General features: G+C 69.2%; 21 protein-coding genes. 11 read left to right on the top strand and 10 right to left on the bottom strand.

Going from position 1 to position 24,695, the window contains the following annotated elements; genetic code table 11:
* Positions 1-67 precede the first annotated feature (67 nt).
* Positions 68-1,918 carry a glycoside hydrolase family 76 protein gene (locus OG254_RS47660; RefSeq protein ID WP_405594294.1) on the top strand — a complete coding sequence of 617 codons (1,851 nt, stop codon included), beginning with the start codon at positions 68-70 and terminating at the stop codon, positions 1,916-1,918.
* A 72-nt stretch (positions 1,919-1,990) separates the two neighbouring features.
* Here OG254_RS47660 and OG254_RS47655 read toward each other — a convergent pair whose 3' ends face one another.
* Both OG254_RS47655 and OG254_RS47650 read right to left on the bottom strand, forming a co-directional pair.
* Positions 1,991-2,506 (bottom strand): hypothetical protein, encoded by a 516-nt coding sequence (locus tag OG254_RS47655; RefSeq protein WP_405594292.1) that lies wholly within the window; start codon positions 2,504-2,506, stop codon positions 1,991-1,993.
* 137 nt (positions 2,507-2,643) lie between these two features.
* On the bottom strand, positions 2,644-3,345 hold the full coding sequence (locus OG254_RS47650) for a FadR/GntR family transcriptional regulator (RefSeq protein ID WP_405594290.1): 702 nt from the start codon (positions 3,343-3,345) through the stop codon (positions 2,644-2,646).
* A gap of 228 nt (positions 3,346-3,573) precedes the next feature.
* On the opposite strand from OG254_RS47650, the gene OG254_RS47645 reads away from it, so the two are divergent.
* The 5 genes from OG254_RS47645 to OG254_RS47625 all read left to right on the top strand — a co-directional run bounded on the left by OG254_RS47645 (position 3,574) and on the right by OG254_RS47625 (position 10,546).
* Positions 3,574-4,815 carry an aminotransferase class V-fold PLP-dependent enzyme gene (locus OG254_RS47645; protein ID WP_405594288.1) on the top strand — a complete coding sequence of 414 codons (1,242 nt, stop codon included), beginning with the start codon at positions 3,574-3,576 and terminating at the stop codon, positions 4,813-4,815.
* Positions 4,812-6,113, top strand: a complete 1,302-nt coding sequence (locus OG254_RS47640) for an ABC transporter substrate-binding protein (protein ID WP_405594286.1) — start codon at positions 4,812-4,814, stop codon at positions 6,111-6,113. The genes OG254_RS47645 and OG254_RS47640 overlap by 4 nt, the downstream gene beginning before the upstream one ends.
* Positions 6,114-6,115: 2 nt before the next feature.
* Positions 6,116-7,096 (top strand): carbohydrate ABC transporter permease, encoded by a 981-nt coding sequence (locus OG254_RS47635; protein WP_405594283.1) that lies wholly within the window; start codon positions 6,116-6,118, stop codon positions 7,094-7,096.
* On the top strand, positions 7,093-7,929 hold the full coding sequence (locus tag OG254_RS47630; RefSeq protein ID WP_405594281.1) for a carbohydrate ABC transporter permease: 837 nt from the start codon (positions 7,093-7,095) through the stop codon (positions 7,927-7,929). Before OG254_RS47635 ends, OG254_RS47630 begins: the two co-directional genes overlap by 4 nt.
* 199 nt (positions 7,930-8,128) lie before the next feature.
* Positions 8,129-10,546, top strand: coding sequence for a GH92 family glycosyl hydrolase (locus OG254_RS47625; protein WP_405594279.1), 2,418 nt, complete (start codon positions 8,129-8,131; stop codon positions 10,544-10,546).
* 92 nt (positions 10,547-10,638) lie between these two features.
* Here OG254_RS47625 and OG254_RS47620 read toward each other — a convergent pair whose 3' ends face one another.
* Both OG254_RS47620 and OG254_RS47615 read right to left on the bottom strand, forming a co-directional pair.
* A complete protein-coding gene (locus tag OG254_RS47620) occupies positions 10,639-11,532 on the bottom strand; it encodes a GNAT family N-acetyltransferase (RefSeq protein ID WP_405594277.1) in 894 nt (297 codons plus the stop codon).
* 57 nt (positions 11,533-11,589) lie between these two features.
* Entirely contained in the window at positions 11,590-13,026 is a 1,437-nt protein-coding gene (locus OG254_RS47615; protein ID WP_405594275.1) for an amidohydrolase family protein, read from the bottom strand.
* A gap of 208 nt (positions 13,027-13,234) precedes the next feature.
* On the opposite strand from OG254_RS47615, the gene OG254_RS47610 reads away from it, so the two are divergent.
* On the top strand, positions 13,235-13,519 hold the full coding sequence (locus tag OG254_RS47610) for an Atu4866 domain-containing protein (RefSeq protein ID WP_405594273.1): 285 nt from the start codon (positions 13,235-13,237) through the stop codon (positions 13,517-13,519).
* A gap of 72 nt (positions 13,520-13,591) precedes the next feature.
* Here the strand turns inward: OG254_RS47610 and OG254_RS47605 are convergent, their stop codons facing one another.
* The 3 genes from OG254_RS47605 to OG254_RS47595 all read right to left on the bottom strand — a co-directional run bounded on the left by OG254_RS47605 (position 13,592) and on the right by OG254_RS47595 (position 17,022).
* Positions 13,592-14,473, bottom strand: a complete 882-nt coding sequence (locus tag OG254_RS47605) for a helix-turn-helix transcriptional regulator (RefSeq protein ID WP_405594271.1) — start codon at positions 14,471-14,473, stop codon at positions 13,592-13,594.
* Between the two features lie 93 nt (positions 14,474-14,566).
* Positions 14,567-15,442 carry a helix-turn-helix transcriptional regulator gene (locus OG254_RS47600; RefSeq protein WP_405594269.1) on the bottom strand — a complete coding sequence of 292 codons (876 nt, stop codon included), beginning with the start codon at positions 15,440-15,442 and terminating at the stop codon, positions 14,567-14,569.
* Positions 15,443-15,573: 131 nt separating this feature from the next.
* Positions 15,574-17,022 (bottom strand): carboxylesterase/lipase family protein, encoded by a 1,449-nt coding sequence (locus OG254_RS47595; protein ID WP_405594267.1) that lies wholly within the window; start codon positions 17,020-17,022, stop codon positions 15,574-15,576.
* 163 nt (positions 17,023-17,185) lie between these two features.
* On the opposite strand from OG254_RS47595, the gene OG254_RS47590 reads away from it, so the two are divergent.
* Positions 17,186-18,364: a PucR family transcriptional regulator gene (locus tag OG254_RS47590; protein ID WP_405594265.1), complete on the top strand. Its 1,179-nt coding sequence runs from the start codon at positions 17,186-17,188 to the stop codon at positions 18,362-18,364.
* 189 nt (positions 18,365-18,553) lie between these two features.
* Positions 18,554-19,450, top strand: coding sequence for an alpha/beta hydrolase family protein (locus OG254_RS47585; protein ID WP_405594263.1), 897 nt, complete (start codon positions 18,554-18,556; stop codon positions 19,448-19,450).
* A 72-nt stretch (positions 19,451-19,522) separates the two neighbouring features.
* Here the strand turns inward: OG254_RS47585 and OG254_RS47580 are convergent, their stop codons facing one another.
* On the bottom strand, positions 19,523-20,596 hold the full coding sequence (locus OG254_RS47580; protein ID WP_405594261.1) for an alkene reductase: 1,074 nt from the start codon (positions 20,594-20,596) through the stop codon (positions 19,523-19,525).
* Between the two features lie 131 nt (positions 20,597-20,727).
* On the opposite strand from OG254_RS47580, the gene OG254_RS47575 reads away from it, so the two are divergent.
* The gene (locus OG254_RS47575) at positions 20,728-21,105 is read left to right on the top strand and encodes a MerR family transcriptional regulator (protein WP_405594259.1); all 378 of its coding nucleotides are present in this window, start codon (positions 20,728-20,730) and stop codon (positions 21,103-21,105) included.
* Positions 21,106-21,332: 227 nt separating this feature from the next.
* A complete protein-coding gene (locus tag OG254_RS47570) occupies positions 21,333-22,949 on the top strand; it encodes a GMC oxidoreductase (protein WP_405595620.1) in 1,617 nt (538 codons plus the stop codon).
* A 70-nt stretch (positions 22,950-23,019) separates the two neighbouring features.
* On the opposite strand, the gene OG254_RS47565 is transcribed toward OG254_RS47570, so the two are convergent.
* Both OG254_RS47565 and OG254_RS47560 read right to left on the bottom strand, forming a co-directional pair.
* Positions 23,020-23,508: a carboxymuconolactone decarboxylase family protein gene (locus tag OG254_RS47565; RefSeq protein ID WP_351193184.1), complete on the bottom strand. Its 489-nt coding sequence runs from the start codon at positions 23,506-23,508 to the stop codon at positions 23,020-23,022.
* A gap of 2 nt (positions 23,509-23,510) precedes the next feature.
* Positions 23,511-24,587, bottom strand: coding sequence for a dihydrodipicolinate reductase (locus OG254_RS47560; RefSeq protein WP_405594256.1), 1,077 nt, complete (start codon positions 24,585-24,587; stop codon positions 23,511-23,513).
* Positions 24,588-24,695: the final 108 nt, after the last annotated feature.

Here is a 24,695-nt window from a genome sequence, read left to right as displayed (position 1 = left end):
CGTTCGCGGCGCACGGAAGGTCACACCCCCTGCACGCCCCTGACGGAGAAAGGGCGGGTACCTCGTCATGCCAGCACGGAGACATCGCACATGGACCGGGCTCCTGGTCCTGGCACTCGCCCTCGCCGGACTGGTCGCCCTGCCCACGCCCTCCCACGCGGCGCCGGCCGTCTGCGCGTTGGCATGCGACACCCTGGACCCGGCGAAGGCGCATCAGGACACGTTCCCTGTGCCGGACAAGAACATCAACGGTCGCGTGCTGCGACTGCACGTCTCCGACCCCGACAACATGGCTTGGGCAAGCATCGACCTTGGTGTGCGCGGTGACTCGGTATGGCTCGACCGGTCCTGGGACCGTGGCACCACCTGGGAGCCACTGCTCGGCAAGGCGAGCATCCCCGACACATGGACCGGCACCCGCACGCTGATGTACAACGTCTCCGACCCGGCCGGTCACCGGCGCGGCTGGATCCGTGCCTGCGGCGACGCCGGCGCGGTCGACTGCACCGACTGGGTGTACCCGCAGGTCTGCGACGGCACTTCCTGCGACGGCGCCGATCCCGCCACCGCGTCCGGCGACGACACCCCGGTCCCCTCGACCACCCTCTTCGGCCGCACCATCAGCCTCCACCTCGACCAGCGGGGCGGCATGGCCTGGGGCGTGATCGAGAGCGGGGGCGCGGGCGACGAGATCTGGCTCGACCGTTCCTGGGACGCCGGCGCGAGCTGGCCCGAGGGCTCCTCCCTCGGCCGTAAGGGCGTGCCGTCCGGGGCGTCCTCGGCCCGGACCGCCATGTTCGCGACCCGGGACCCGCGTGGCCTGTTGTACGGCGGGGCGGTCCGCGCGTGCGGCCGTGAGGCCTCGCACCAGGAGGGCAGCTGCACGGCATGGGCGAGGCCCGCGCCGACCCGGGCGCGCGCGGCAGCGGACGCACTGATGGCGTCGTACCACACCAACGAAGGCTGGTGGCACAGCAGTTGGTGGAACTCGGCCGTCGCGCTCACCTCGGTCATCGACTTCGCCGAGCGGACCGGGCGGCACGACTACGACTGGGTGATCGCTCGCACCTTCGAGCAGAACCGTGGCGTCTTCCCGGCGGGCGTGCGCAGTTCGGATGCGATCGAGGGCCACTTCATCAGCCGCGCCGTCGATGACGCGGCTTGGTGGGCGGTGGCCTGGATCGCGGCGTACGACTACACCGGCGAGCGCCGGTATCTGGACGAGGCGGTCACCATCACCGACTACGTCCACGAGTTCTGGGACCCGAGCACCTGTGGTGGCGGTGTGTGGTGGGACCGGGAGCGCACGTACAAGAACGCGGTGACCAACGGACTGTACCTGTGGCTCACCACGTCACTGCACCAGCGCATGGGTGGCGACACCTTGTGGGGCGACCGGGCGGTCACGGCGGCGGACTGGTACCTCGCCAGCGGGATGATCAACTCCGCGGGTCTGATCAACGACGGGCTGACCACGGGCTGCGCCAACAACGGCCAGACGGTGTGGAGTTACAACCAGGGCCTGGCCATCGGCGCCTTCACTCAACTGTGGCGATCCACCGGGAACGGCCGCTACCTGGACACGGCCACCCGCCTGGCCGACACCGCGATCTCCTCGCCGGCGCTCACCCGCGACGGCATTCTGACCGAGTCATGTGACATCGCGACGAACTCCTGCGACGACAACCAGAAGCAGTTCAAGGGAATCTTCATGCGCCACCTGGCGGACCTGGCGGACGCCACCGGATCAGCCGCCTACAGGGCGTACGCCGAGAGGCAGGCCGATTCGATCTGGGTCAACGACCGCGACTCCCTGAACCGCCTGGGCCAGCGCTGGTCCGGCGCCGCTCCCAACCCGTCGGACTGGCGCACCCAGGCGGGCGCGTTGGAGGCGTTGACTGCTGCGGAGCGCCCCTGACCGTCATGCCTCCTGCGGAGGCTGCCGCCGAGGAACCCCACGGCGGCAGCCATGCAGTGTGCGGTGCAGGCTTCAGCAGCCACCGCAGTTGTAGTAGAGGACGTCCCAGTGGTTGCCCTCGTCCGCGTAGATGTTGCCCGAGCCGGAACGCCACTGCGGTGCGCCGTCGCCGCGCGGGCCTATGTAGGTGAAGTTGTTCTTGATGTAGTTCCCGACGCAGGTGTACTTGCTGAAGTCGAGCTTGTAGCCGTTCCAGTGCGAGTACGTGCCGGACGCGTGCCCGGTCTCGGTGCCGCCGGTGATGTTCAGGGCGCAGCCGCTGGCGCGCTTGAGGGTCTGTGCGCCTTGGGCGGTGGCCAGGTTGAGCTGGTCGAAGGACGTGCACGTGGGGTTGTTGCGGTTGGAGCAGTTCCCGGACGACGACCAGGTGATGCCGACCTGCTGGAACATGGAGGTCGCGGTTGCGTGACTGATCTTGGTGACGGCGAAGGCCTCGCCGGCGGTGCCGATGACGGCGGCGCCGGGGGCGATGACGAGGGTGAGGGCGGTCAGGACCGAGCGGAGCCTCAAGGCCTGGGGGACCTTCATCTGGGGACCTTCCTGCGATGGGCCATGCTTCGTGAAGGCGGCTGTGCAGGTGGTGCGGGAAGAATGGTGCCCGCGATCTACGCGCGTTGGCCAGAGGACGAAACGGAACACATGGGCCGGCCGTCCATCCCCGACAGTCAGTCCGTGTTGTCGGTCTCCTCCACCGGCGGCATGAACGCGCGCAGCCAGCGCTCGGTCTGCGCGACATGCGCCTGCGCCGCGCCGGCCGCGGCGACGGGGTCGCGGTCGGCGATGGCGGTGGCCAGGACGCGATGGTCGTCATCGCTCTTCCTACGCAGGTCAGGGCCCTCGGGCAGGGTGAACATCTGGTACTTGCGGGAGCGGGCGCGGAAGACCGCCAGGAGGGAGGCGAGGGTGGGGTTGCCGCCTACGCGGGCGATCTCCGCATGGAAGCGGTGGTCGAGTTCGGAGGCTTTGGTGGGGTCGCTCGTGGCTTCCATGTCCTCGATGAGGGAGAAGAGCGTGCGCACGCTCTCCGGTGTGCAGCGCGCCGCCGCTTGGGCGGCCACGTGGGCCTCCAGGACGCGCCGGATCTCGTAGACCTCCAACAGGCCCGACAGCGGGAGGAGTTCGAGCGTCAGGGAGAGGCTGCCGATCACGTCCTCCGGCCTCAGCTGTGAGACGTAGGTGCCCGAGCCGTGTCGCGGCTCGATGACGCCCAGGGCGGCGAGCATCCGTACGGCCTCGCGCAGCGAGCCCCGTGAGACGCCCAGTTCCTCGCACAGGTCGCCCTCGGGCGGAATGCGCTCGCCCGGACCGAGGCGCCCCGTCCCGATCATGTGCCGTAGGCCGTGGAACGCCTTCTCGACTGCGGACATCCGTCCCCTCTTCCTCCCCTGACGGGCCGGCGATCATGCCGCCGTCCCCTCGGAGCACTGTAGCGAGTCTCAGATGTGTCGGATGCGCGTCATACGAAAGTCATCTGATGACTTTCACTGTACGACCCTTGTTTCCGCCAAGAAAGGTGGTGCAGGATGCCGACTCATCAGATGTGTCCGGCGGAGTCTGATCTTCCGTGGCCCCGCCCTGCCCAGATGTGGAGTCCTGTGAGCGAGACCGAGGTGACCACCGCGCCGCGCTCCCTGCTGCTGGCCGACGGCCGGCCCGCCGACCGGGCGTGGTCGCTGGATCCCGCCCTCAAGCACCTGAACCACGGCTCCTTCGGGGCGGTTCCGCTGGTGGCGCAGGAACGGCAGGAACTGCTGCGCGTGGAGATGGAACGCTCACCCGTGGTGTGGTTCCCGGCGCTCCCCCAGCGGCTCGCCGCCACCCGTGTCGAACTCGCCGACTTCCTGCGCGTCAGTCCCGGCGACCTCGCCCTGGTTCCGAACGCCAGCGCCGGCGCGAGTGTCGTCTACGCCGCGCTCACCCTGCGTCCCGGCGGCGAGATCGTCGTCACCGACCACGGCTACGGAGCCGTGACGATGGGTGCCGAGCGGCTGGCACGACGCTGGGGCGGCCGGGTCCGTACCGCCCGGGTGCCGCTGGACGCGGACGAGGACCAGGCGTACGAAGCCGTGGCCGCTGAACTCGGCGACGCCACCGAACTCGTCGTCGTCGACCAGATCACCTCGGCGACGGCGCGACGGCTGCCGGTGGAGCGCATCGGGGCGGAGGCCCGTAGGCGCGGCATCCCCGTCCTCGTCGACGGCGCGCACGCGCCCGGCCTGCTCGACGCGCCGCTCGCCGACGCGACCTACGACTTGTGGACCGGCAACCTGCACAAGTGGGGCTGCGCCCCGCGCGGCACGGCTGCCCTGGTCGCCCGCGGCCCGCTGCGCGACCGGCTCCACCCCCTCATCGACTCCTGGGCCGCTGCCGATCCCTACCCCGACCGCTTCGACCAGCAGGGCACCGTCGACGCCACGGCCTACCTCGCCGCGCCGACGTCCCTCGCCTTCATCGAGCGCACCTGGGGCTGGCCCGCCGCCCGCCGCTACATGGACGAGCTCGCCGACTACGGCGCCCATGTCATCGGCACCGCACTCGCCGAACCGACCGGCGCGGACAGCGCGGTCGACGTCGGCATGCCCGTTCCCGGCATGCGCCTGGTGCGCCTCCCGGACGGACTCGCCGCCGACCGCATCGAGGCGGACGCACTGCGCGACCGGGTGGCCCTCGAACTGGGCGTGGAGGCGGCCTTCACCAGCTTCGACGGCATCGGCTACCTGCGTCTGTCCGCCCACGTCTACAACACCGCCGCCGACTACGAGTACTTCGCCGAGGAATGCGTCCCCGTCCTCGGCAACTGGGCCCGAGAAAACTCAGGGAAGAGGTCAGCACAATGAGAAGAAGGACGGCAGCTCTCGCGCTCGGCACCGCCGCCGCGATGGTCCTGACCGGCTGTTCCACCATGAGCCCCGGCGCGAGCGGAACAGTCACCCTCAACATGGTCGAGAGCCTGACGAACCCGACCCGCACCGACCTGCTCAAGGACCTCATAGCCGACTTCGAGCAGCAGAACCCCAAGATCAAGGTCAACCTGGTCTCCCCGCCCACCGAGCAGGCCGACCAGAAGCTCCAGCAGATGCTTCAGTCCGGCAGCGGGGTGGACGTCCTGGAGGTCCGCGACATCACCGTCGGGCCCTGGTCGAACAACGGCTGGCTCTACGACATGAAGAAGGACCTGGGCGGCTGGAAGGGCTGGGAGGCGATGACGGAGAACGCCGTCAAGGCCTCGCAGGACGCCAAGGGCAGGACGTACTTCGTCCCGTACGGCTTCTACGGCCTGAGCCTCTTCTACCGCACCGACCTGATCAAGAAGGCGGGCTTCAGCAAGCCGCCGGCCACGTGGCAGGAGCTGCTGGAGCAGGCCGCCGCCATCCACGACCCGTCCCAACGCCGCTACGGCTACGCCTTCCGCGGCGGCGCCAACTCCAACAGCAACGCCACCGCCGCGATCGAGGCCTACCTCGCCGACCAGGTCGATCCGGCGAACGGCTTCAAGCTCAAGAGCGGCCGTACGATCTTCTCCGCCCCCGAGGCAGTGGACGCCATGGAGAACTACCTCAAGCTCTTCAAGCAGGCGTCCCCCAAGTCGTCCGTCGCCTGGGGCTACCCGGAGATGGTCGAGGCGTTCTCGAACGGCTCCACGGCGTTCCTGCTCCAGGACCCCGAAGTGATCGCCACCGTCTCGGAGTCGAAGTCCATCTCGAAGGGCCAGTGGGGCACCGCGCCGCTCGTGGCCGGGCCCGGCGGCAAGACCGTGCAGCCGCTGGCCACCGCCGGGTGGGGTGTCGCCCAGGGCAGCAAGCAGAAGGCCGAGGCCGTCAAGCTGGTCGAGTTCCTCTCCCAGGGCGAGGCGTCGACGACGTTCACCAAGAAGAACAGCCTGGTGCCCATCCTCAAGTCGGCGACCAGCGACCCCTTCTACAAGTCCGGGCCCTGGGCGAGCTACGTCACCATGACCGAGCAACCGGACAAGTACCTGGTCGTCACCCAGCCGCGCGGTGTCACCTGGTGGGCCGAGTGGCAGCAGAAGGCCGACGCCGACGTGCAGAAGCTGATCCTCGGCAAGACGACGCCCAAGAAGCTGGTCGCGGGCTGGGACGCGTACTGGACCGAGAAGTGGCAGCAGGAGCAGTAGACATGTCCGTCACGTCCACAACGGCGACGAAGACGACGGCACCGGGCAGTGGGGAGGCCTCCGGCAAGCGAGGTCTCCCCCACGGGGGCCGCCGACGGGAGTTCACCACCCGCCGCGGTCTGCAGATCGCCGCCTTCATGGCGCCGGCCGCGGTCTTCGTGGCGGTGTTCACCTACTACCCCATGATCGCGGGCGGCCAAATGGCCTTCCGTAACTGGAAGTTGACCGACCTGACCGACACCTCCTGGGTCGGGTTGAAGAACTTCAGCGACGTCTTCGCCGACCCCGCCTGGGGCACCGTACTGGGCAACACCGCTGTCTGGGTGGTCGGTTCGATCGTCCCTCAGCTGGTGATCGGTTTCGCCCTCGCCCTGTGGCTGCGCCGCCGCTTCCGCTTCCGCGGCCTCTACCAGGCGCTGATCTTCTTCCCCTGGGCGATCTCCGGATTCCTCATCGGCATCCTCTTCCGCTGGCTGTTCAACAGCGAGTTCGGCGTCGTCAACGACCTGCTGCAGAAGGCCGGTCTGATCGACGAGCCGATCGCCTGGCTGGCGGACCCGAAGACGGCGATGGTGGCGGTGCTCATCGCCAACATCTGGTACGGCGTCACCTTCTTCACGATCATGATCCTGGCCGCGCTCCAGTCGATCCCCGACGAGCTCTACGAGGCGGCGGCACTGGACGGCGCCGGCAAGGCACGCACGCTCTTCCAGATCACCATCCCGTACATCCGCACCACGCTGGCACTGACCGTGCTGCTGCGGGTGATCTGGATCTTCAACTTCCCCGACCTGATCTTCGGCATGACCGGCGGCGGGCCGAACAACGAGACGCACATCGTGACCACCTGGATGATCAAGATCACTCAGCAGGGCGACTACGGCAGAGCCTCCGCGCTCGGCCTCCTCGTGGTGGCCGCGCTGCTGGTGTTCGCGGTGTTCTTCCTCATGGCCACGCGCGAGAAGAAGGGAGTGAGGCCGTGATCAGCAAGGAGTCCAGGGCCGGCCGGGCCGTCAAGTTCACCTTCCTCGGCGTGTGGCTGCTGTTCACCGTCTTCCCCCTCTACTGGATCACCGTCACCTCGCTCAAGGCACCGGGCGACATCTTCCACTTCCCGCTCGCCTACTGGCCCGAGCGGTTCTCCCTGGAGAACTACAGCGGCCTGTTCGGCACGGCCGACTTCGGGACCTATCTCACCAACAGCCTCATCGTCTCCACCGTCGCCGGTGCGACGGCCACGGCGATCTCGATGCTCTCGGCGTACGTGCTGGCCCGCTTCGAGTTCCGCACCAAGTCCGCTCTGCTGATGGCCGCGCTGGTCACCCAGATGATCCCGTCGTTCATCGCGCTGGGACCGCTGTACCTGCTGATGACCGACCTGCAACTGGTCGACAACCGGCTCGGCCTGATCCTCGTCTACATCGCGGTGTGCATCCCGTTCTGCACGGTGATGCTGCGCGGCTTCTTCGAGAACATCCCGGACGCGCTGGAGGAGGCCGCCATGATCGACGGCCTGTCGCGGTTCGCGGCGCTGTTCCGGGTCCTGTTGCCGGTGATGCGCCCCGGCATCGTCGCCGCGTTCATCTTCAACTTCGTCAACTGCTGGAACGAGCTCTTCCTGTCGGTGACGCTCATGAACAGCGACAGCAACAAGACCGTCCCCACGGCCCTGAACGGCTTCATCTCCAGCTTCAACATCGACTGGGGCTCGATGTCCGCGGCGGCCGTGCTCACCATCGCGCCCACCATGCTCCTGTTCGCCTTCGCCAGCCGCCACATCGTCCAAGGCCTCACTTCGGGGGCGGTGAAGGGCTGAGGGACGGGCGCTTGATGTGTACGGCAAAGCATCCGCACCGTTCACCCCGCCTTCACCGCCACAACGCACGAGCCACTCTCCTCCCTCCGGGCCTTCTCCTAGCGTTGGGCGCGGTCAGTAGTCGTGCTGTGCCGGATGTTCACGGCAGGCCCCGTTCTCCTGTCCTTCATGTGCCCCTCTGCGAAAGGCGACTGCTCCCATGCGTCCTCAACGGCCGTGCACGGCAAGACGCTTCGGCACCAGAACCGTGACCGCTCTGCTGGCCACCGCACTCGCCGTGGCCGCACCCTTCCCGGCCTCGGCGGCAGACCTGCCCGCCGAGCACCCCTCCGCTCTGGTGGACCCGCTGATCGGCTCCGCGAACGGCGGCAACACCTATCCCGGTGCCACCCTCCCGTACGGGATGATCGCCTGGTCCCCGACGAGCACGACGGGCGACCAGACCAGCACCGGGGCGGCCAACGGCTACCAGTACGACGCGACCCGCATCCGCGGCCTGAGCCTGACGCACGTCAACGGCGCCGGCTGCAACCCCGGTGCGGCCGGTGACGTACCGATCATGCCGTTCGTCGGGGACGTCACCTCCTCCCCCTCGGCGGACACCAAGGACGCCGTCTACGCCGCCGACTTCAGCCACGCCGACGAGCGGGCCACCCCCGGCCGGTACACCCTCGGTCTGAAGACCGGCGCCAAGGCCGACCTCGCTGTCAGTGAGCGTGCGGGCATCGCCGACTTCACGTTCCCGAGCGACCGGGCGGCCAACCTCCTCTTCCGCGTCTCCAACTCCCTCAACGGCAGCGCGGATTCACACGTCGACATCGATGCCGCCCACCGCAAGGTGACCGGATGGGTGCTCACCGGCGCGTTCTGCGGCCGTCGTGCCAACGGCGGGGTCAACAACCGCAAGAGCTACTACAAGCTCTACTTCAGCGCCTCCTTCGACCGCGCCTTCTCGTCGGTCGGCACCTGGAAGGACGGCACCCTCTCTCCCGGCTCGACAACCGCTTCCGGCGGTGAGGGATATGCGACGGGAGCGGACCGCGCGGGTCGCGGCTCCGGCGGCTGGGTCGGCTTCGACACGAGCTCCGACAACGATGTCCGGATGCGGCTCGGCATCTCGTACGTCAGCCTCGACGGCGCCGAGGCCAACCTCCGCGAGGAGATAGCGCCGCACGCGCGGGTGGCCGACGTGGCCGCGGCCGGAGCGCGGGCCTGGGACCGGGAGCTGAGCACCGTCCGGATCGAGGGCGGCAGTGAAGCGCGCCGCCGGACCTTCTACACCGCGCTCTACCACTCCCTCATGCAGCCGAACCTGATCAGCGACACCGACGGCCGCTACTGGGGCATGGACCAAGCCGTGCACCGACTGGCGCGCGGACAGCGGGCGCAGTACAGCAACTTCTCCGGCTGGGACCAGTACCGGGCGCAGATCCAGCTGCTGGCGTTGCTGAAGCCCGCCGTGGCCGGTGACTTCGCGCAGTCCCTCTACAACTTCGCCGAGCAGAACGGCGGCGTGTGGGACCGCTGGGTGCACATCAGCGGCGCCACCCACGTCATGACCGGCGACCCGTCCGCGGCAACGCTGGCCACGTTCTACGCCATGGGGGTGCGCAACTTCGACTACGAGGGCGCCTTCGACTCGCTCGTCCGCCAGGCCACGGTGCCCCACCCCGACGGGCAGTCGGATGCCGGCTGCCCGGGCCAGTGCGTGGGTCAACGCCCCAACCTGGCCCAGTACTTGCGTTCGCACTACGCCGCTCAGGACGTGTGCCACTGCTGGGGCGGTGCCGCCGAGACCCTGGAGGACGCCGTCGCCGACTCCGCGCTCGCCAAGTGGGCGAAACTGCTGGGCCGGGACACCGAGGCCGAGGTCTTCACCGAGCGCGGCGCGTACTGGCGCAACGTCTTCAACCCCGACACCGGCTACATCCAGGCCCGCAGGTCGGACGGTTCCTGGGTGACTCCCTTCACCCCGGCGAGCGACCTCGGCTTCGCGCAGGGCACCAGCGCCACCTACACCTGGATGGTGCCGCAGGACGTGCAGGGTCTCGCGGAGGCGATGGGCGGCCGGGAGGTGGCCGCTGCCCGCCTGGACGGCTTCTTCCACAAGCCGGACGGCTCCTGGTCGGTCCGCGGGGGCGACCCGCTGCGCTACGACCCCACCAACGAGCCGGGCATCCATGCCCCTTGGCTCTTCAACGCCCTGGGACAGCCCTGGAAGACTCAGGCAACAGTGCGTCAGATCGTCGACACGGTGTACGGCACCGGCCCGGCCGGCCTGCCGGGCAACGACGACCTGGGCACCATGTCCGCCTGGTACGTCTTCTCCGCCCTGGGCCTGTATCCGCAGACGCCGGGCAGCGGGTCTCTCCTCCTGGGCACACCTGTCTTCCCCACCGCGGTGCTGGACCGACCCGGCCACCGGGACATCACGATCAACGCCGCCGACGCCGACGCCACCCACGTCTACGTGGACGCCGTACGTCTCAACGGACGGCCCCATCAGAAGTCCTGGGTCGGTGCCGGTCTCCTCCGAACGGGCGGGTCCCTCACCTTCCGCCTCGCCGCACAGCCCAACACCCAGTGGGCAACCGATTCGGCCGGTCTGCCGAAGTGACACGGGGGTGTGGGGCCCGGCAGGCCGGGCCCCACGCCCCTGGACCTCGGCCACCGATCCCACACCGGATTCCGGGCCGTGATCGCGAGGTCCTATTCCTTGCCTGCTTCCGGTGCCACGTAGGAGAACCTGTACCCGGTGAAGTCGGCGACGTGGACGTAACCGATGCGCTGGTAAAGGGCGTTGCTGGTGGGGTTGGCCGGGTCCGCGAACAGGACCACGTCCGTCGCGCCCGCGGTCAGCGCCGCCCTGCTCACCTCGACCGTCACGGCGCCCGCGTAGCCGCGCCCCCGGACGTGGGCCGGGGTGTAGACGGGGTCCACCCGGACCATGCCGCCGACCATCGGCGTCGAGCCCGCCATGGAGACGGGAATGCCGTCCGGGGTCTCCCAGAAGGTGAAGTGCTTGTCCGCAAAACGCGTGTCGGCCCAGGAGCCGGCGTCAATGGCGTCCATGGAAACGGTCTCCGCGACATCGACGCAGAACTCACGGCACCAGCGCACGACTTGCTCATCGTCCTTCTCGCCCGCGAGGCGGCCCCGGCCCTGTGGGTGCGGCTGCGGCGGGGTGAGCGTGCCGAGACGGTAAAGGTGAGTCCGCCAGAACGGTACCGGCGCCGCGCCCGTGCGCCGCTGCCATGCCTCGGCGAAAGCGGTGGCGGTGTCGTGGTCCGCGATGACGTTGGACGGGGAGCGGCCGAAGCCGGCCAGGCGGGCGGCGAGGCTGCCGGCATGCTCGGCGGAGAGGGGGGTGAGGCCCAGGCGGCCGTGCGGTGTGCGATAGAAGAGGGCGCGGACCTCGCCTCCTGACTCCAGTCGGCCGAAGACGGTGGCTTCGGCACCGGGTACGTCTGCTCCGCGTGCTCGCAGCTTCTCGATGTCCGTCAGCGGCGTGTTGTGCAGGGCGGGGCGCGAACGCAGGAAGTCTCCGGCTCGGGCGAGGAAGTCGTCGACGTCTTCGGTGAGTTGCCAGTCATCCGGGAGCATGCTTCATGATCCCGGATGGACGCGACTCGGGGGCCGACTTGCTCAGAGAGGCAATTCTCACGCGGCCGAGGCGGTGAGTACGTGGTCGCGTGAAGCCTGGACCGCGGTGCGCAGGGCGGACAGGTCGACGTCGAGGACGTGGCCGTTCCACTTGCGGGGCTCGCCGTTGATGAGGACGGCGCTGATGTTGCGGGCGTCAGAGCCCAGCACGACCGTCCCGATCGGGTCGTTGAGGGGCATGTTGTTGAGGTCCTCGGCCTGGATGACCAACAGGTCGGCCTTCTTGCCCGGGGTGAGGGAGCCGGTGACGGCGGCCAAGGCGTTGGTGCGGGCGCCTTGAAGGGTGGCGAAGTCCAGGACGTCCTGGGTGGTGATGCGGGAGGGCTGCTGATCGGCGCCGTACGCGGCGTTGACCGCGCGCATCCGCTGGATGGCGTGCAGGGCCCGCATCTGCGTGAACATGTCGCTGGCCAGGGCGACTTCGACGTCGATGCTCAGTCCGGGACGGATACCGACGGACAGCGCCTCGTCGACGGCGGGGATCGCGGTCTCCAGGCCGATCTGTGCCTCGGAGGTGGGGGCGAGCGCCACGGTGGTGCCGGTCTCCCCCATGGCCTTCCATGCCTCGGAGGTCAGTCCGGTGGAGTGGATGAGGGTGACGTCGGGGCCGAGAATGCCGTCCTTGGCCCAGCGCAGCACGGCCTCGGAGGAGGAGGTGCCGAAGACGGCGTCCACGCTGACGCCGATGCCCAAGTCGGCTGCCACACGGGCGAGTTCAGGACCGTAGGCGAGCGCCGGTCCGGCGATCTGGTCGGTGGCCAGGGTCGCGAGGCGCAGGGTGAGCGGCTGGTCGTCGCTGCTGAAGTACCGGTCCTTGATGCGGGCCAGGTCGCCGGGCCACTGCTGGTCCCAGTCACCGAAGTGCGGGCCCATGGAGGCGTGCACGCCGCGGATGCCGGTGTCGCGGAGGGCTTCGACGGCGGCGTCGGAGTGCTCCGGGGTGCGGGAGTTGTGGGAGAAATCGAGCATCGTCGTGATGCCGCTGTCGATCGCTGTCAGGGCGGCCAGCCTGGTGCCGATGTACATGTCCTCGGGCCGGTAGACCGTGGCGTGGCCGGCCAGGGTGGCCATGACGTAGCCGCCGAGGTCGTCGACGTCCGGCATGATCCGGCGCAGCTGGGCCTGCCATGCGTGCCGGTGGGTGTCGACGAAGCCGGGGGTGAGGATCGTGCCGGTGGCGTCGACGACCACGGCGTCGCCGGGACTGAGGCCGGGCCCGACGGCGGTGATCGTGTCTCCCTCGACGAGGAGGTCGCCGCGGTCGATGACGCCGAGTCCGGGGTCCATGGTGACGATGGTCGCGCCGGTGAACAGGATGCGCCGTTCGCCGGCGGGGCGGCGGCGGAGTTGGTCGAGCACGGCGGTGCCGGCTGTGTCGGCGGTGCCGGCTGTGTCGGCGGTGCCGGCTGTGTCGGCGGTGTCGTTGATGTTCATGCTGGCCTTCCTTTGGTACGGCGGACAGAGGCTTCGTCGGTCCAGAAGCCGATGCGGTCGCCGTCGATCCAGTGCCTGCACTCCAGGTTTGCTGTGCGCCCGGTTCGGAACCAGGCCGCCGTCTCCCCAGGTGCGTGGCACCCAGGAAACGCTCACCTGGGGAGACGGCGGCCTGGTTGCTGTCGGCGGCCGAGCCGACTCTGGAGCCATGACCAGCAACGACACGCCCCGCGACCCGCACCCCTACATCGGGATGTGGGTGACCGCGGACGGCTACATCCGCCAGGAACTGCTGCCGAACGGCCGCTACGACGAGGCCCGCGGCGACCGCCGGAGCGCTTACACCGGCCGCTACACCGTCACCGGCGACCACCTCGACTACGTCGACGACACCGGCTTCACGGCCACTGGCGACATCCACGACGGCGTTCTCTTCCACGAGCATCTGGTGCTCTACCGCGAGGGGGACGAGCGTGCCCGGGAGGGATCCTGACCATGTCCATGCCTGCTTGCTGTGCCTGCCTGCTTATGACCGTCACTGCATCGACGGCGTGTCCGGCAGAAGTCAGGTGTCGCTGACAGCGCGTCCGGGCTCGCCCTGGTCCGTCCGCTCGGATGTACCGCGATCGGCCCGGGAACGAAGTTCCACGAAGGCCGCCGCGGTGGCGCCGGCCGGCTCGGCCTGGTAGACGACCAGCTGCTGATGCGGGGCATCGTTGACCGTGAAGGCAGAGAACTGGATCTCCAGAGCGCCGACCTCAGGGTGCTGAAGGTTCTTCGCCTGCTGAGTCTTGCCCTTCACCTCGTGCCGCGCCCACAGCTCGGCGAATTCCGGGCTCTTCGCACCGAGCGTGTCGACGACCTCGGTGAGGCGCGGGGAGCCGGGGTCGTATCCGTAGGCGGAACGGAGTTCGGCGACACAGGAGCTCGCGGCCTTCTCCCAGTCCCGGTAGAAGTGGCGTCCGGCCGGGTCGAGGAAGACCATGCGGGCCAGATTGTCGAACCGCTGGAATCCGCTGTGCAGGGCCGCGGCGACCGCGTTGTGCGCCAGGACGTCCAGGGCAGGTCCCAGGACGAAGGCGGGGGTGTCGGGCCAGCTGTCGAGCAGCTGGAGGAGCTGGCGGCTGATCCGGTCGTGACCTGCGGCTGCGGGAATGCTGCGGCGCTCATGAGATGCCCGGGTCAGTCTGCGCAGGTGGTCGAGTGCCTCGGCGTCGAGCTGGAGGGCGGCGGCGACCGCGTCGATCATCTGGGGCGACGGGCTGCTCTCGCGGCCCTGTTCCAGGCGCATGTAGTAGTCGGAGCTCACGCCCGCGAGCATGGCGACCTCCTCGCGGCGCAGCCCCGGCACCCGCCTGCGGCCGTGCTCCGGCAGGCCCACATCCTGCGGCTTGAGGGATTCACGCCGGGCCCTGAGGAACTCTCCCAAGGGAGTGCTGTCGCTCATGCCCCCAACCTAGTAGAGGAGTGTCCGGGCGGCCTGCGGGCGGGGCACCAGCAGCGCGACGGTGCGCCGCCGACGCTCCTCGGCGTCGCACCGTCACTCGGTGTCCATCGCGGGGTCCGGTGCGGGCACGGGGCCGGCGCTGAGCGAGCCGAGGAGGGCGAGGGCGTCGGCGGAAGTGCTGGTGGGCTGGGCCTGGTAGACGACGAGTTGCTGCGTGGGGGCGCTGTTGACGGTGAAGGCCTCGTAGTGCAGTTCCAGGTCGCCGACCTGGGCGTGGTGGAAGAGCTTGGCCTCGCGCGTCTTGCCGCGCACGTCGTGGCGGGCCCAAAGGACGCGGAAGTCGGCGCTCTTCAAGGACAGTTCGCCGACGATTTCCCGCAGTCGCGGGTCATCGGGGTCGATGCCGGCTGACTGCCGCAGTGCGGCCACGCACGATGCGGCAGCCCTGTCCCAGTCGCGGTGGAAGCCGTGCGCGGCCGGATCCAGGAACGTCATGCGCAGCAGGTTGTCGCAGTGGGCGAAGTCCGCGTACAGGGCGCCTGCGAGCCGGTTGTGGGCCAGGACGTCCAGGGCATGGCCCAGGACGAAAGCGGGCGTGTCGCTCCAGGTCTGGAGGAGTCGCCGCAGGTGCGGGGAGACGCGTTCGCGGCGGGGCGCGCGGCGCGTCCGGCGGGTGGACGGGGTGGCCACGCAGAACAGGTGGGCCACCGCTTCGTCGTCCAGGTGCAGAGCTCGTGCGACGGCTTCGAGTATCTGCTGGGAGGGGCGCCGTTCGCGGCCCTGTTCCAGGCGCGTGTAGTAGTCGGTGCTCACACCTGCGAGCGTGGCGACCTCTTCGCGGCGCAGTCCGGGCACCCTGCGCCGGCCGGAGGCGGGCAGACCCGTGTCCTCGGGGCGCAGCTGGGAGCGCCGAGCGCGCAGGAAATCTCCCAGCGCGTTCTCGGGGGCCAGTCCCTCGTCCGTGTCCATGTGTCGAGGCTAGGACGCCGCTGCGCGTTGGTGTGGCGGCGAGAGGGGGCGCGCTGCACCCAGGAAATGCGCACCCCGGGTGTCGCCCGCCGAGGACGCCGTTCACTACGGCCGACTCTGCCGGGAGCCGCTCACCCCCATAGGCGGCGTTCCTCGTCCCGGGGGGCCCGCACCAGTTCCGAGCCTCCTGAGCCGTCCGTGCCGAAGGTCATCACCGGTCGCTCCTCGTTCCATTCGTCCCATCCGGGGTCTCCCTTGGCCGCAAAGGAGATCCACGCGGCGTGCATGGTGCCGGCCAGGGCGCGTGGAGCCGCGTCCCCCGTGAGGGCGCGGGTGTCGGGTGAGTCGAGGGTGTCGAAGACGAATCCGATCTCCAGGGCGTGGCAGGCGCCGAGTTCACGTACCGGGGACGGCCAGGCGAATTCGTAGAAGAAGGTGCGGCCGGGCCGGCCGACGCGCGCGTCGGTGAGGCGGTTGAGCGGGATGCGCAGCAGCTTGTCGGTGGCGATGGCCCCCAGAATCTCCCCCGGTGAGGCGGCGGGGCGTGCGGCTCGGTAGACCCGTGGGGACCGCCACGGTGCTCGGTGCTTCAGCACGGCTGCCCGCAGCGTCACACGGCTGATGCGGTCCATGAGTCCGCCGGGGACGAACCACAGTCGGTATTCGTCGGTGTTGGTGCCCACCATCAGGTCGATCCCGTCTCCGGCGCCCTGGGCCGGCGCGGTGGCCGGATCTTCGGGCACCACGTCGCCGTCGATGACGATGTGGAAGCCCGTCCCGCCGGTGAGCGGGTTGCCGCCGCGGGTGACGACCGCCTGAGCCGCAAGGAGTTCGGCCCGGTCCAGCCGCGCAAAGGCCTCGGCTGTGGGCGCGATTCCGAGGTGGCGGGCCATTGCTTCGGTGGTGGCTCGTGCCCGCGCCGCCGGGATCGCTGTCGGCGCACCGCTTTGCAGTACGGCTCGGTGGAAGAGGCCCTCGGCACAGGGACTCGCCAGCAGCGCGGCGATGCTGATGGCACCGGCGGATTCGCCGAAGACGGTGACGTTCTCCGGGTCGCCGCCGAAGGCGTCCATGTTCTCCCGCACCCAATGAAGTGCGGCCAGTTGGTCGCGCAGCCCCAGGTTGGCCGGGGCGTCGGGAAAGACGCCGAATCCCTCCACACCGAGGCGGTAGTTGATCGAGACGAGGACGACGCCGTCGCGGGCGAAGTTGGTCCCGTCGTAGGTGGGCAGGGCGGATGAGCCGTTGCGCAGGGATCCGCCGTGGATCCACACCATGACGGGGAGCCGTGTTCTGCCTGGTGCGGGTGCGGGGGTCCAGATGTTGAGGTTGAGGCAGGCCTCCCCCGGGATGTCCGGGTCGGGCAGCAGCTCGTCCAGGGGCGCGGGGTACGGGTTCTTCGGTGCGGTGGGTCCGAAGGCGGTGGCGTCGCGGACGCCGTCCCAGGGGGTGACGGGTGCCGGCGGGCGGAAGCGGAGCGGGCCTGTCGGTGCGGCGGCGTAGGGGATGCCGCGGAAGATGGCCACACCGGCCTCGGTGGTGCCGCGCAGCGTGCCGTGCGTGGTGCTTATGAGGGTCACGCGCACACCTCTTGGAGTTCACGCTCGAGGATCGGGGCCGCCTCAGCTTCCAGCATCCGACCGCCCCGGGCCATGTGCAGTTGCCCAGCGTCCGCTGCCGCGACGTGGGCAGGAGCCATCCAGGAGCTGGCCCCATTCAGTGCAGGCGCCTAGTCTGCGCGGCATGGCCGAAGGCGAGAAGGAGCTGCAGCGCCACCTGGCGCAGACGCTGCTGAGCGACATCGACGCGATCACTGGACGGGTCGTGGCGGACATCTGCGCGCACAGCCCCGCCTACGCTTCCGGGCGTCCGGTCGCCCTTTCCGACCTGCGCGCGATCTGCCGGAACAACTTGGTTCTCGCCCTGGAGGACTTCGGTGGGCTGCCCGCGAGCGGAGACGACTTCGCCGCCGCCGCCCTCGAGACGGGCCGGCGGCGGGCCAAGCAGGGGATGCCGCTGGACACCGTACTGATGGCCTACCGCCGTGGAGGCCGAGTGCTGTGGCAGGCGATGACGACGCCATTGCGCGGTCGGCAGGCACCCGAGCAAGACCTGGTCCTGGAGGTCGCCGGTGCGCTGTGGGAGACCATCGACCGCTTCTCGACCCTGATGGCGGACGCCTACCGCCTGACCCAGCTGGAACTGCACCACCGGCAGGGCTCCCGGCGCGGCGCACTGTTCGAGGCCCTTCTGGATGGCCGCGGCAGCGACCCCACCGTGGCCGCGGCGGCTGCCGCCGCTCTGGGTATCCCCCTGCGGGACCGCTATGCGGTGGTCGCGGTCGACCAGGATCCGCTCGCACCCACCGACCCCGAGCCCGCCCTGCAGGCGGCGGGAATGTGGTCCTTCTGGCGTCCCCGTGGCGAGCGCAACGCCGGGATCGTACGCCTGGCAGCGACCGAACCGGCAGAGCTGGCAGCGGTGTTGCGCAACGGGCGGGTCGGAACCGCCGGCATATCGCCGCCCTTCTCGGAACTCGCGGACGCGAACACCGCACTGCGCCTGGCAGAGCGCTCGCTGCGCACGCTGCCGCCGGGCAGCAAAGGCGTGGCGGAACTGGACGACCGGCTGGTGGAGGCGGTGCTCAGCAGCGACCCGGAGATCGCCGACCGCCTGGTCACCCGCTACCTGAACGGCATGGCGGACAGCGGATCCGACGGCCCGGTCCTCCTGGAGACACTGCGTATCTGGCTGGAGAGCGGCTGTTCGGCAGCCGACACGGCCCAGCAGATGTACTGCCATCGCAACACGATCTTGAACCGCATGGCCCGGATCGCCCAACTCACCGGCTGGCCGGTGGAATCAGGCGAGGCACGCCTCGGGTGGGCCTTGGCACTGCGCGCCGCACAGGTGCCTCGCTAGCGCCGTGCCAGGCGGCCGATCGGCCGACCACACCGCGGGTTTCCCACCTGGTGCCGGTGTGCGAGCGCCCAAGCGGGCGCGCTCAAGCCTGGGCACCTGCCAGCAGACAGTGCGAGCGCGGCACCTCACCATGGGCGCTCAGTCACGTTCAGAACGAGCCGCAACGTGACGGGGACACAAGGAGATTCGATGCCCGGCAGAACCCGCCGCACGCTCCGGGGCCTCGTGGTCACGGGGCTTCTCACCGGCCTGACAGCGCTCGCCGCCCCCACCGCTCCGGCCGGCGCCGCACCGGCGATCGCCGCCGCGCAGACGGCCGGTTCCCTTCCCTCCGTCGGTACGGACTTCGGCGCGAGCGGCCCGTACGACGTCACCGTCGACATCGAGGTCGTGCACACCTTCTACTACCCCAGGAACATGGGGCAGTCGGGCGAACGGCACCCGGTGATCATCTGGGGGAACGGAACGGGTGCCGTGCCCGGCATCTACAGCGGTCTGCTGCGCCACCTCGCCGGCCACGGCTTCATAGTTGCCGCGGCCAACACCCCCACGTCCAACTTCGCGATCAGCATGCGCGCCGGAATCGACGTCCTGGAGCGGCGCAACGCCGACAGCCGCAGCGTCTTCCACCAGAAGGTCGATCTGGAGCACATAGGTTCCGCGGGGCACTCCCAAGGCGGCGCAGCGGCCCTCAACGCCGCCACCGATCCTCGGGTGGACACCGCGGTCCCCATCCAGCCCGGACCGCTCGCCGACGCCGACAACATGGACGAGCCCGTCTTCTACCTCGCGGGCGAGGACGACCTGATCGTCTGGCCGATCCTGGTCAAGGCGTTCTACAACGACTCCGACCATGTCCCCGCCGTCTACGGTGAGGTTCGCGGCGCCGGACACCTCAGTTCCATCGCCGACGGCGGGGCGTTCCGCGCCCCCGTCACCGCGTGGCTCCGCTACTGGCTGATGGGCGACGAGAACGCCCGCGGCCTGTTCTTCGGTCCCGGCTGCGGCTACTGCGTCAACAGGTCCCTGTGGTCGGACTGGAAGCGCAATGCCAGGGCCGAGCAGGTGCCGGGGCCCGTCGGCTGACCTGCCCCTCGCGACGAACCACCGGCAGCGCCGGGCCACGCACGGCAGCCGGCCCGGCGCCGCTCCACGGCGTCACGCCGAGTACTGGTACGCCGAGTACGTGAGATAGCCCTTGTCGCCGCCCTCGAAGTACACGCTGTCGTCGACCGGAGCGATCGGGAGACCGGTGCGCAGACGCTCCACCAGGTCGGGGTTGGCGATGAAGGCGCGGCCGAAGCTGATGAGGTCGGCGCCCAGGCCGAGCCAGTGGTCCGCGTCGGCGGGGCCGGTCTGCTTGGGGCCCATCGGCAGCACCGGGTTCATGACGAGCGTGCCGGGCCAGGTCCGGCGTAGACCCAGGAGCGTCTCTTCGTCGGTGGTGGCCTCCAGGTGGACGTAGGCCAGGCCGAGCCGGGACAGTTCGGTCAGGAGCGCGGTGTAGAGCTCGGCCACGTCGGTTTCCTCGATGCCCCAGAAGGGGCCACCAGGAGAGAGCCGGATCCCGGTCCGCTCAGCCCCGATGGCCTCGGCGGTCGCGGTGGCCGCTTCGACGGCGAAGCGGATCCGGTTGGTCACCGAGCCTCCGTAGCCGTCCGTGCGCAGGTTGGCGTTGGAGGAGAGGAACTGCGAGATCAGGTAGCCGTTGGCGCCGTGCAGTTCCACCCCGTCGAACCCGGCGTCCACGGCCCGGCGCGCGGCGTCCGCGTAGGACTGGGCGTGCTCGGGCACTTCGGCGGTGTCCAGGGCGCGCGGAGTCGGCGCGGGCTGCGGGCCGTTGGGGGTGAACACCTCGCCGACGGCCGGGACGGCCGAGGGACCGACGGGCTGCAGCCCCGTGGTGTCGGGGTGCGAGACGCGTCCGCCGTGCATGATCTGGGCGAAGATCCGGCCGCCGTTGGTGTGCACCGCATCGGTCACCGGGCGCCATGCGGCCACCTGCTCGTCGGTGTACAGCCCCGGAGTGCCGGGGTTGGACTGGCCGATCAGACTCGGCTGCACGCCCTCGGTGACGATCAGGCCGGCCGTGGCCCGCTGGGCGTAGTAGCGCGCCATCGACGGCGTCGCCAGACCGCCCGCGGCGGCCCGTACGCGCGTCATCGGCGCCATCACCACGCGGTTGGGCAGCGCCAGTTCGCCGAGCCGGTAGCCGGAGAAGAGGGTCGTCACGTCATGTCTCCTTCGTGATCCGTCGTGCCCGGGACCCGGGCACGACGGTTACGCTAAAACCTGACACTGACGTCAGAGGCAAGGTTTGTGCTCCGGATCACAAAGGATCGGATCACGAAGGGGAGGGCGGCATGCGTATCGGCGAGCTCGCGGCACGGGCCGGAGTCAGCGTCCGGTCCCTGCGCTACTACGAGGAACAGGGCCTGCTCACCAGCACGCGCAGTGCGAGCGGGCAGCGGCACTACACGGACGTCCACATCGAGCGGGTCACATTCCTCCAGCGGATGTACGCCGCGGGCCTGTCCAGCCGGACCATCACCGAACTGCTGCCGTGCGTCGACTCGCCCAGCGAGGCCACGTCGGACGCCGCGCTGGAGCGGATGGCAGAGGAGCGGGATCGACTCTCCGAGCACATCGAGGACCTCATCCGCACACGGGAGGCGCTCGACGCGCTGATGGCCACGAACCGGGCACACCGCGCGCGATTGAAGTGGACCGCGACAGGCTGAGCCTCGGAAAGGGATCAGTTCCATCAGTTCCGTAGGGCATGATTCGGGGGTTTGAATCGATGCCAGAGAGGCACGTGCGATATCGGTTAATTCCTGATGCGGGAAAACGAGAACAGTAGTCAAGTTACCCGTAGGTTTCTCGTGACTTGTTTCACACTTCTTAGTAGAACCCGTTTCTATTATGCGAGAGAAAGGGGATCTACGTGGACTCAAGCACACGCGTTGCACTGGAAGGAAGAGGCCATTCCCGCCGTCGCTTCCTTGGTAGAACAGGTTCTATTTTAGGTGCCGCCGCTCTGGGTGCATTCGATCTGCCGACCGCCGCGGCACTCCCCCGAGAGGTCGAGCTGATCGAACCCGGCGCAGAGGTCGCCGCACTCGTGATAGGCACCGGGTACGGCGGGTCCGTCACCGCGCTCCGTCTCGCTCAGGCCGGCGTGGACGTCCACATGGTGGAAATGGGCATGGCCTGGGACACCCCGGGAACGGACGGCAAGATCTTCGCCAACACCACCACCCCCGACTACCGGTCCTACTGGCTGCGCACACGGACCAAGCAGCCCATCAGCAACTTCCTCGGCTTCCCGCTCGACAAGGACGTGCCGCGTTACACGGGCATCCTGGACGCCGAGGAAATGGGCGGCATCGTCGTGTACCAGGGACGGGGAGTCGGAGGCGGCTCCCTCGTCAACGGCGGTATGGCGGTGACCCCGGAGCGGAGCCGCTTCCCCGGAGTGCTTCCGTCGGTCGACGCCGACGAGATGTACGACGTGTACTACCCGCGGGCGAACAGCACGCTCGGCGTCAACACGATCGACCCGGCCTGGTTCGACTCGACGGAGTGCTACCAGTACGCGCGCGTAGGCCGCAAACACGCCGGGCGGTCCGGATTCCGGTTCATGTTCGTCCCCAACGTCTACGACTGGGACTACATGAAGCAGGAGGCCGCGGGGGCGGCCACCAAGTCGGCCCTGGCAGCCGAGATCCTGTACGGCAACAACCACGGCAAGAAGTCCCTGCCGAAGACCTATCTCGCGCAGGCTCGCGCGACCGGCCGGGTCGCCATCTCACCCCTGCACAGGGTCACCGGGGTGACGCCCACCACCGGCGGCTACTCCGTGACCATGGAGCAACTCGACACGAGCGGAGCCGTCACCACCACCAAGACCGTACGGGCTGGGCGGGTGTTCTTCGCCGCGGGCAGCGTCGGCACCAGCAAGCTGTTGGTCCGTCTGAAGGCGACGGGCGCGCTGCCCGGCCTCAACAACGAGATCGGCAACGGGTGGGGAGAGAACGGCAACGTCATGTGCGGCCGGGCCAACCACCTGTGGGACCCGACCGGAGCGCTCCAGTCGTCGATCCCGACGGCGGGCATCGACAACTGGGCCGCGGGCGGCGCGTTCGCCGAGGTGGCGCCGCTGCCGACCGGCATCGAGACCTGGGCGTCCTTCTATCTGTCGATCACCAAGAATCCGCACCGCGGCCGGTTCACCTGGAACGCGTCGACGGGGAAGGTGGAGCTGAACTGGCAGACCGCGTGGAAGCAGCCGTCGATCGACATGGCGAAGACGATCTTCGACAAGATCAACGCCACCGAGGGGACCATCTACCGCACGGACCTCTTCGGCGTCTACAAGATCTGGGGCGACCATCTCACGTACCACCCGCTCGGTGGAGCCGTCCTCAACAAGGCCACTGACAACTACGGTCGCCTGCACGGCCATCCGGGCCTGTATGTGATGGACGGGGCGCTGATTCCCGGCAACGTCAGCGTCAATCCCTTCGTCACCATCACCGCGCTCGCCGAGCGCAACATCGAGAAGATCATCGCCGAGGACTTCTGACGGACAGACGACCTCTGCCGGACAGTTGTGGGCCGTGGCCGGTGCGCCCCGGCCCACACCCCGAAGTGCTTCAGGACCCCTTGTCCGACTGCAGCACACAGACGCTGTCGAGTCCCAGCACATGGTTGAGACGGCCGAACGCCAGCCATGAGCCGATGCTCATGCTCAACTCCACGATCTCCGCCTGGCTGTAGTGCGCCTTCATCCGGTCCCAGAACTCACCGTCCAGGTTGTGGTGGTCGACTGCGTAGCGCTCCGCGTACTCGGCGGCGAGCCGGGTCCGTTCGTCGAAGGTGTCCGTCGTACGCCACTGCGTGACCGCGTCGAGGAACCCCTCCTCGACCTTCTCGCCGTCGCGTTCGGTCCGCCAGTCCAGGCAGAACAGGCATCCGTTGATCTGCGCGATGCGCAGCCGGGCGGCCTCGAACTCGCGCAGTCCGAGGGTCGTGTACTCATAGACGGACAGGGAGAAGGTGCTGGCTGCCTGACCGATCTTGGGCACCAGTTCGCCCCAGACGTACGGGATGGGCTCGGCGCCCTCGGGGATGTCGATCTGCATGATCACTTCTTTCCCAGTCTGCCCACCGCGGGGCGCAGCGGGACGTCGAGTGCGTCGTAGAGACCGGGTTCGGACTCGGCGAGCCAGTCGATGGCGTTCACCAGACGGCCGGCCGCCGTCGCGTTGCCGCCGGCTGCTCTGTTCTCCCCCTCGTCCGTGGCCTCGACCGTGACCTCTATGCGGGGGCGGCCTTCGATGATCACGCGGTGTGCGCCCGCTCCGCCGTCCGGCGCTGCCGGCCAGTCCGGGGCACAGGTGGCGTGAATGCGGGTGACGTGCTCGACGACGATGCGTGGCTCGCCCTCCACCACGCCCTGTACCTCAAGGCGCACCGCTCCCTGGGTACCGGCCGGGAACTCCCCCATCGTGTCGGTGACGACGGACGTTTCGAGTGGGCGACGCTCCAAGGTCTCCTCGATACCGTCGAGTTCGACGCCCAAGGCTCGTGCCATCATCCGCAGCTGGCCGCCCCAGATCATCGTCGGAATGCCCTCGGCGAGCATCAACGGCTGATAGTCCAGGCGATGTCCCATGCCGATCAGGTGGCGAACCGCTTCCTCCTGGTCGTACGTCGAGTAGTCGAAGATCTCCTGGCAGCGGACGACGTCGATGTCGGACCCCAGTCCGCTGACCAGCAGCGGGAGCACGTCGTTGGCCCAACCCGGGTCCACACCCGACACGAAGAGGGAGCCGCCGCCGGCCTCGACGGCCTCGCGCAGCACGTCGCGGATCTCGTCCGGCGCGTTCGTGCAGTCGTACATGCCGTACACGGACGGTGTGACGACCACCGCGCCGGCACGCAGCGCGCGACTGATGTCCTCGATCGCGCCGTCCATGCGAACGTCGCCGGACGCCGCGTACACGACCGCGCGGGGGCCGCCGGAGAGAACGCCGTCCACATCGTCCGTCGCCGCCACCCCGAGGCGCCGGCCGAGTCCGCTGAGTTCGCCCGCGTCCTTGCCGACCTTGGCGGGACTCGACACCAGCACGGCCACAAGGCTGAGCATCGGGTGCGCCGCAACAGCTCTGATGGCCGCGCGCCCGACGTTGCCTGTGCCCCAAACCACCGTGGGAATCATGGGCGGAGGGTAACGATGCCCCCCAAAACTTCCCATAGCCGTGCATGAGGAATCGAACCCCGGGCCGGAGGAAGCCGGCACCCGGCCTCGCGTCGGCGAAGCCCGCCC

Origin of the sequence: Streptomyces sp. NBC_01092, assembly GCF_045039535.1 — a bacterium.
In the GTDB taxonomy this organism is placed as follows: Bacteria; Actinomycetota; Actinomycetes; order Streptomycetales; family Streptomycetaceae; genus Streptomyces.
The sequence above is the reverse complement of the archived record's forward strand: the minus strand, read 5'-3'. Positions and strand labels throughout refer to the sequence as shown.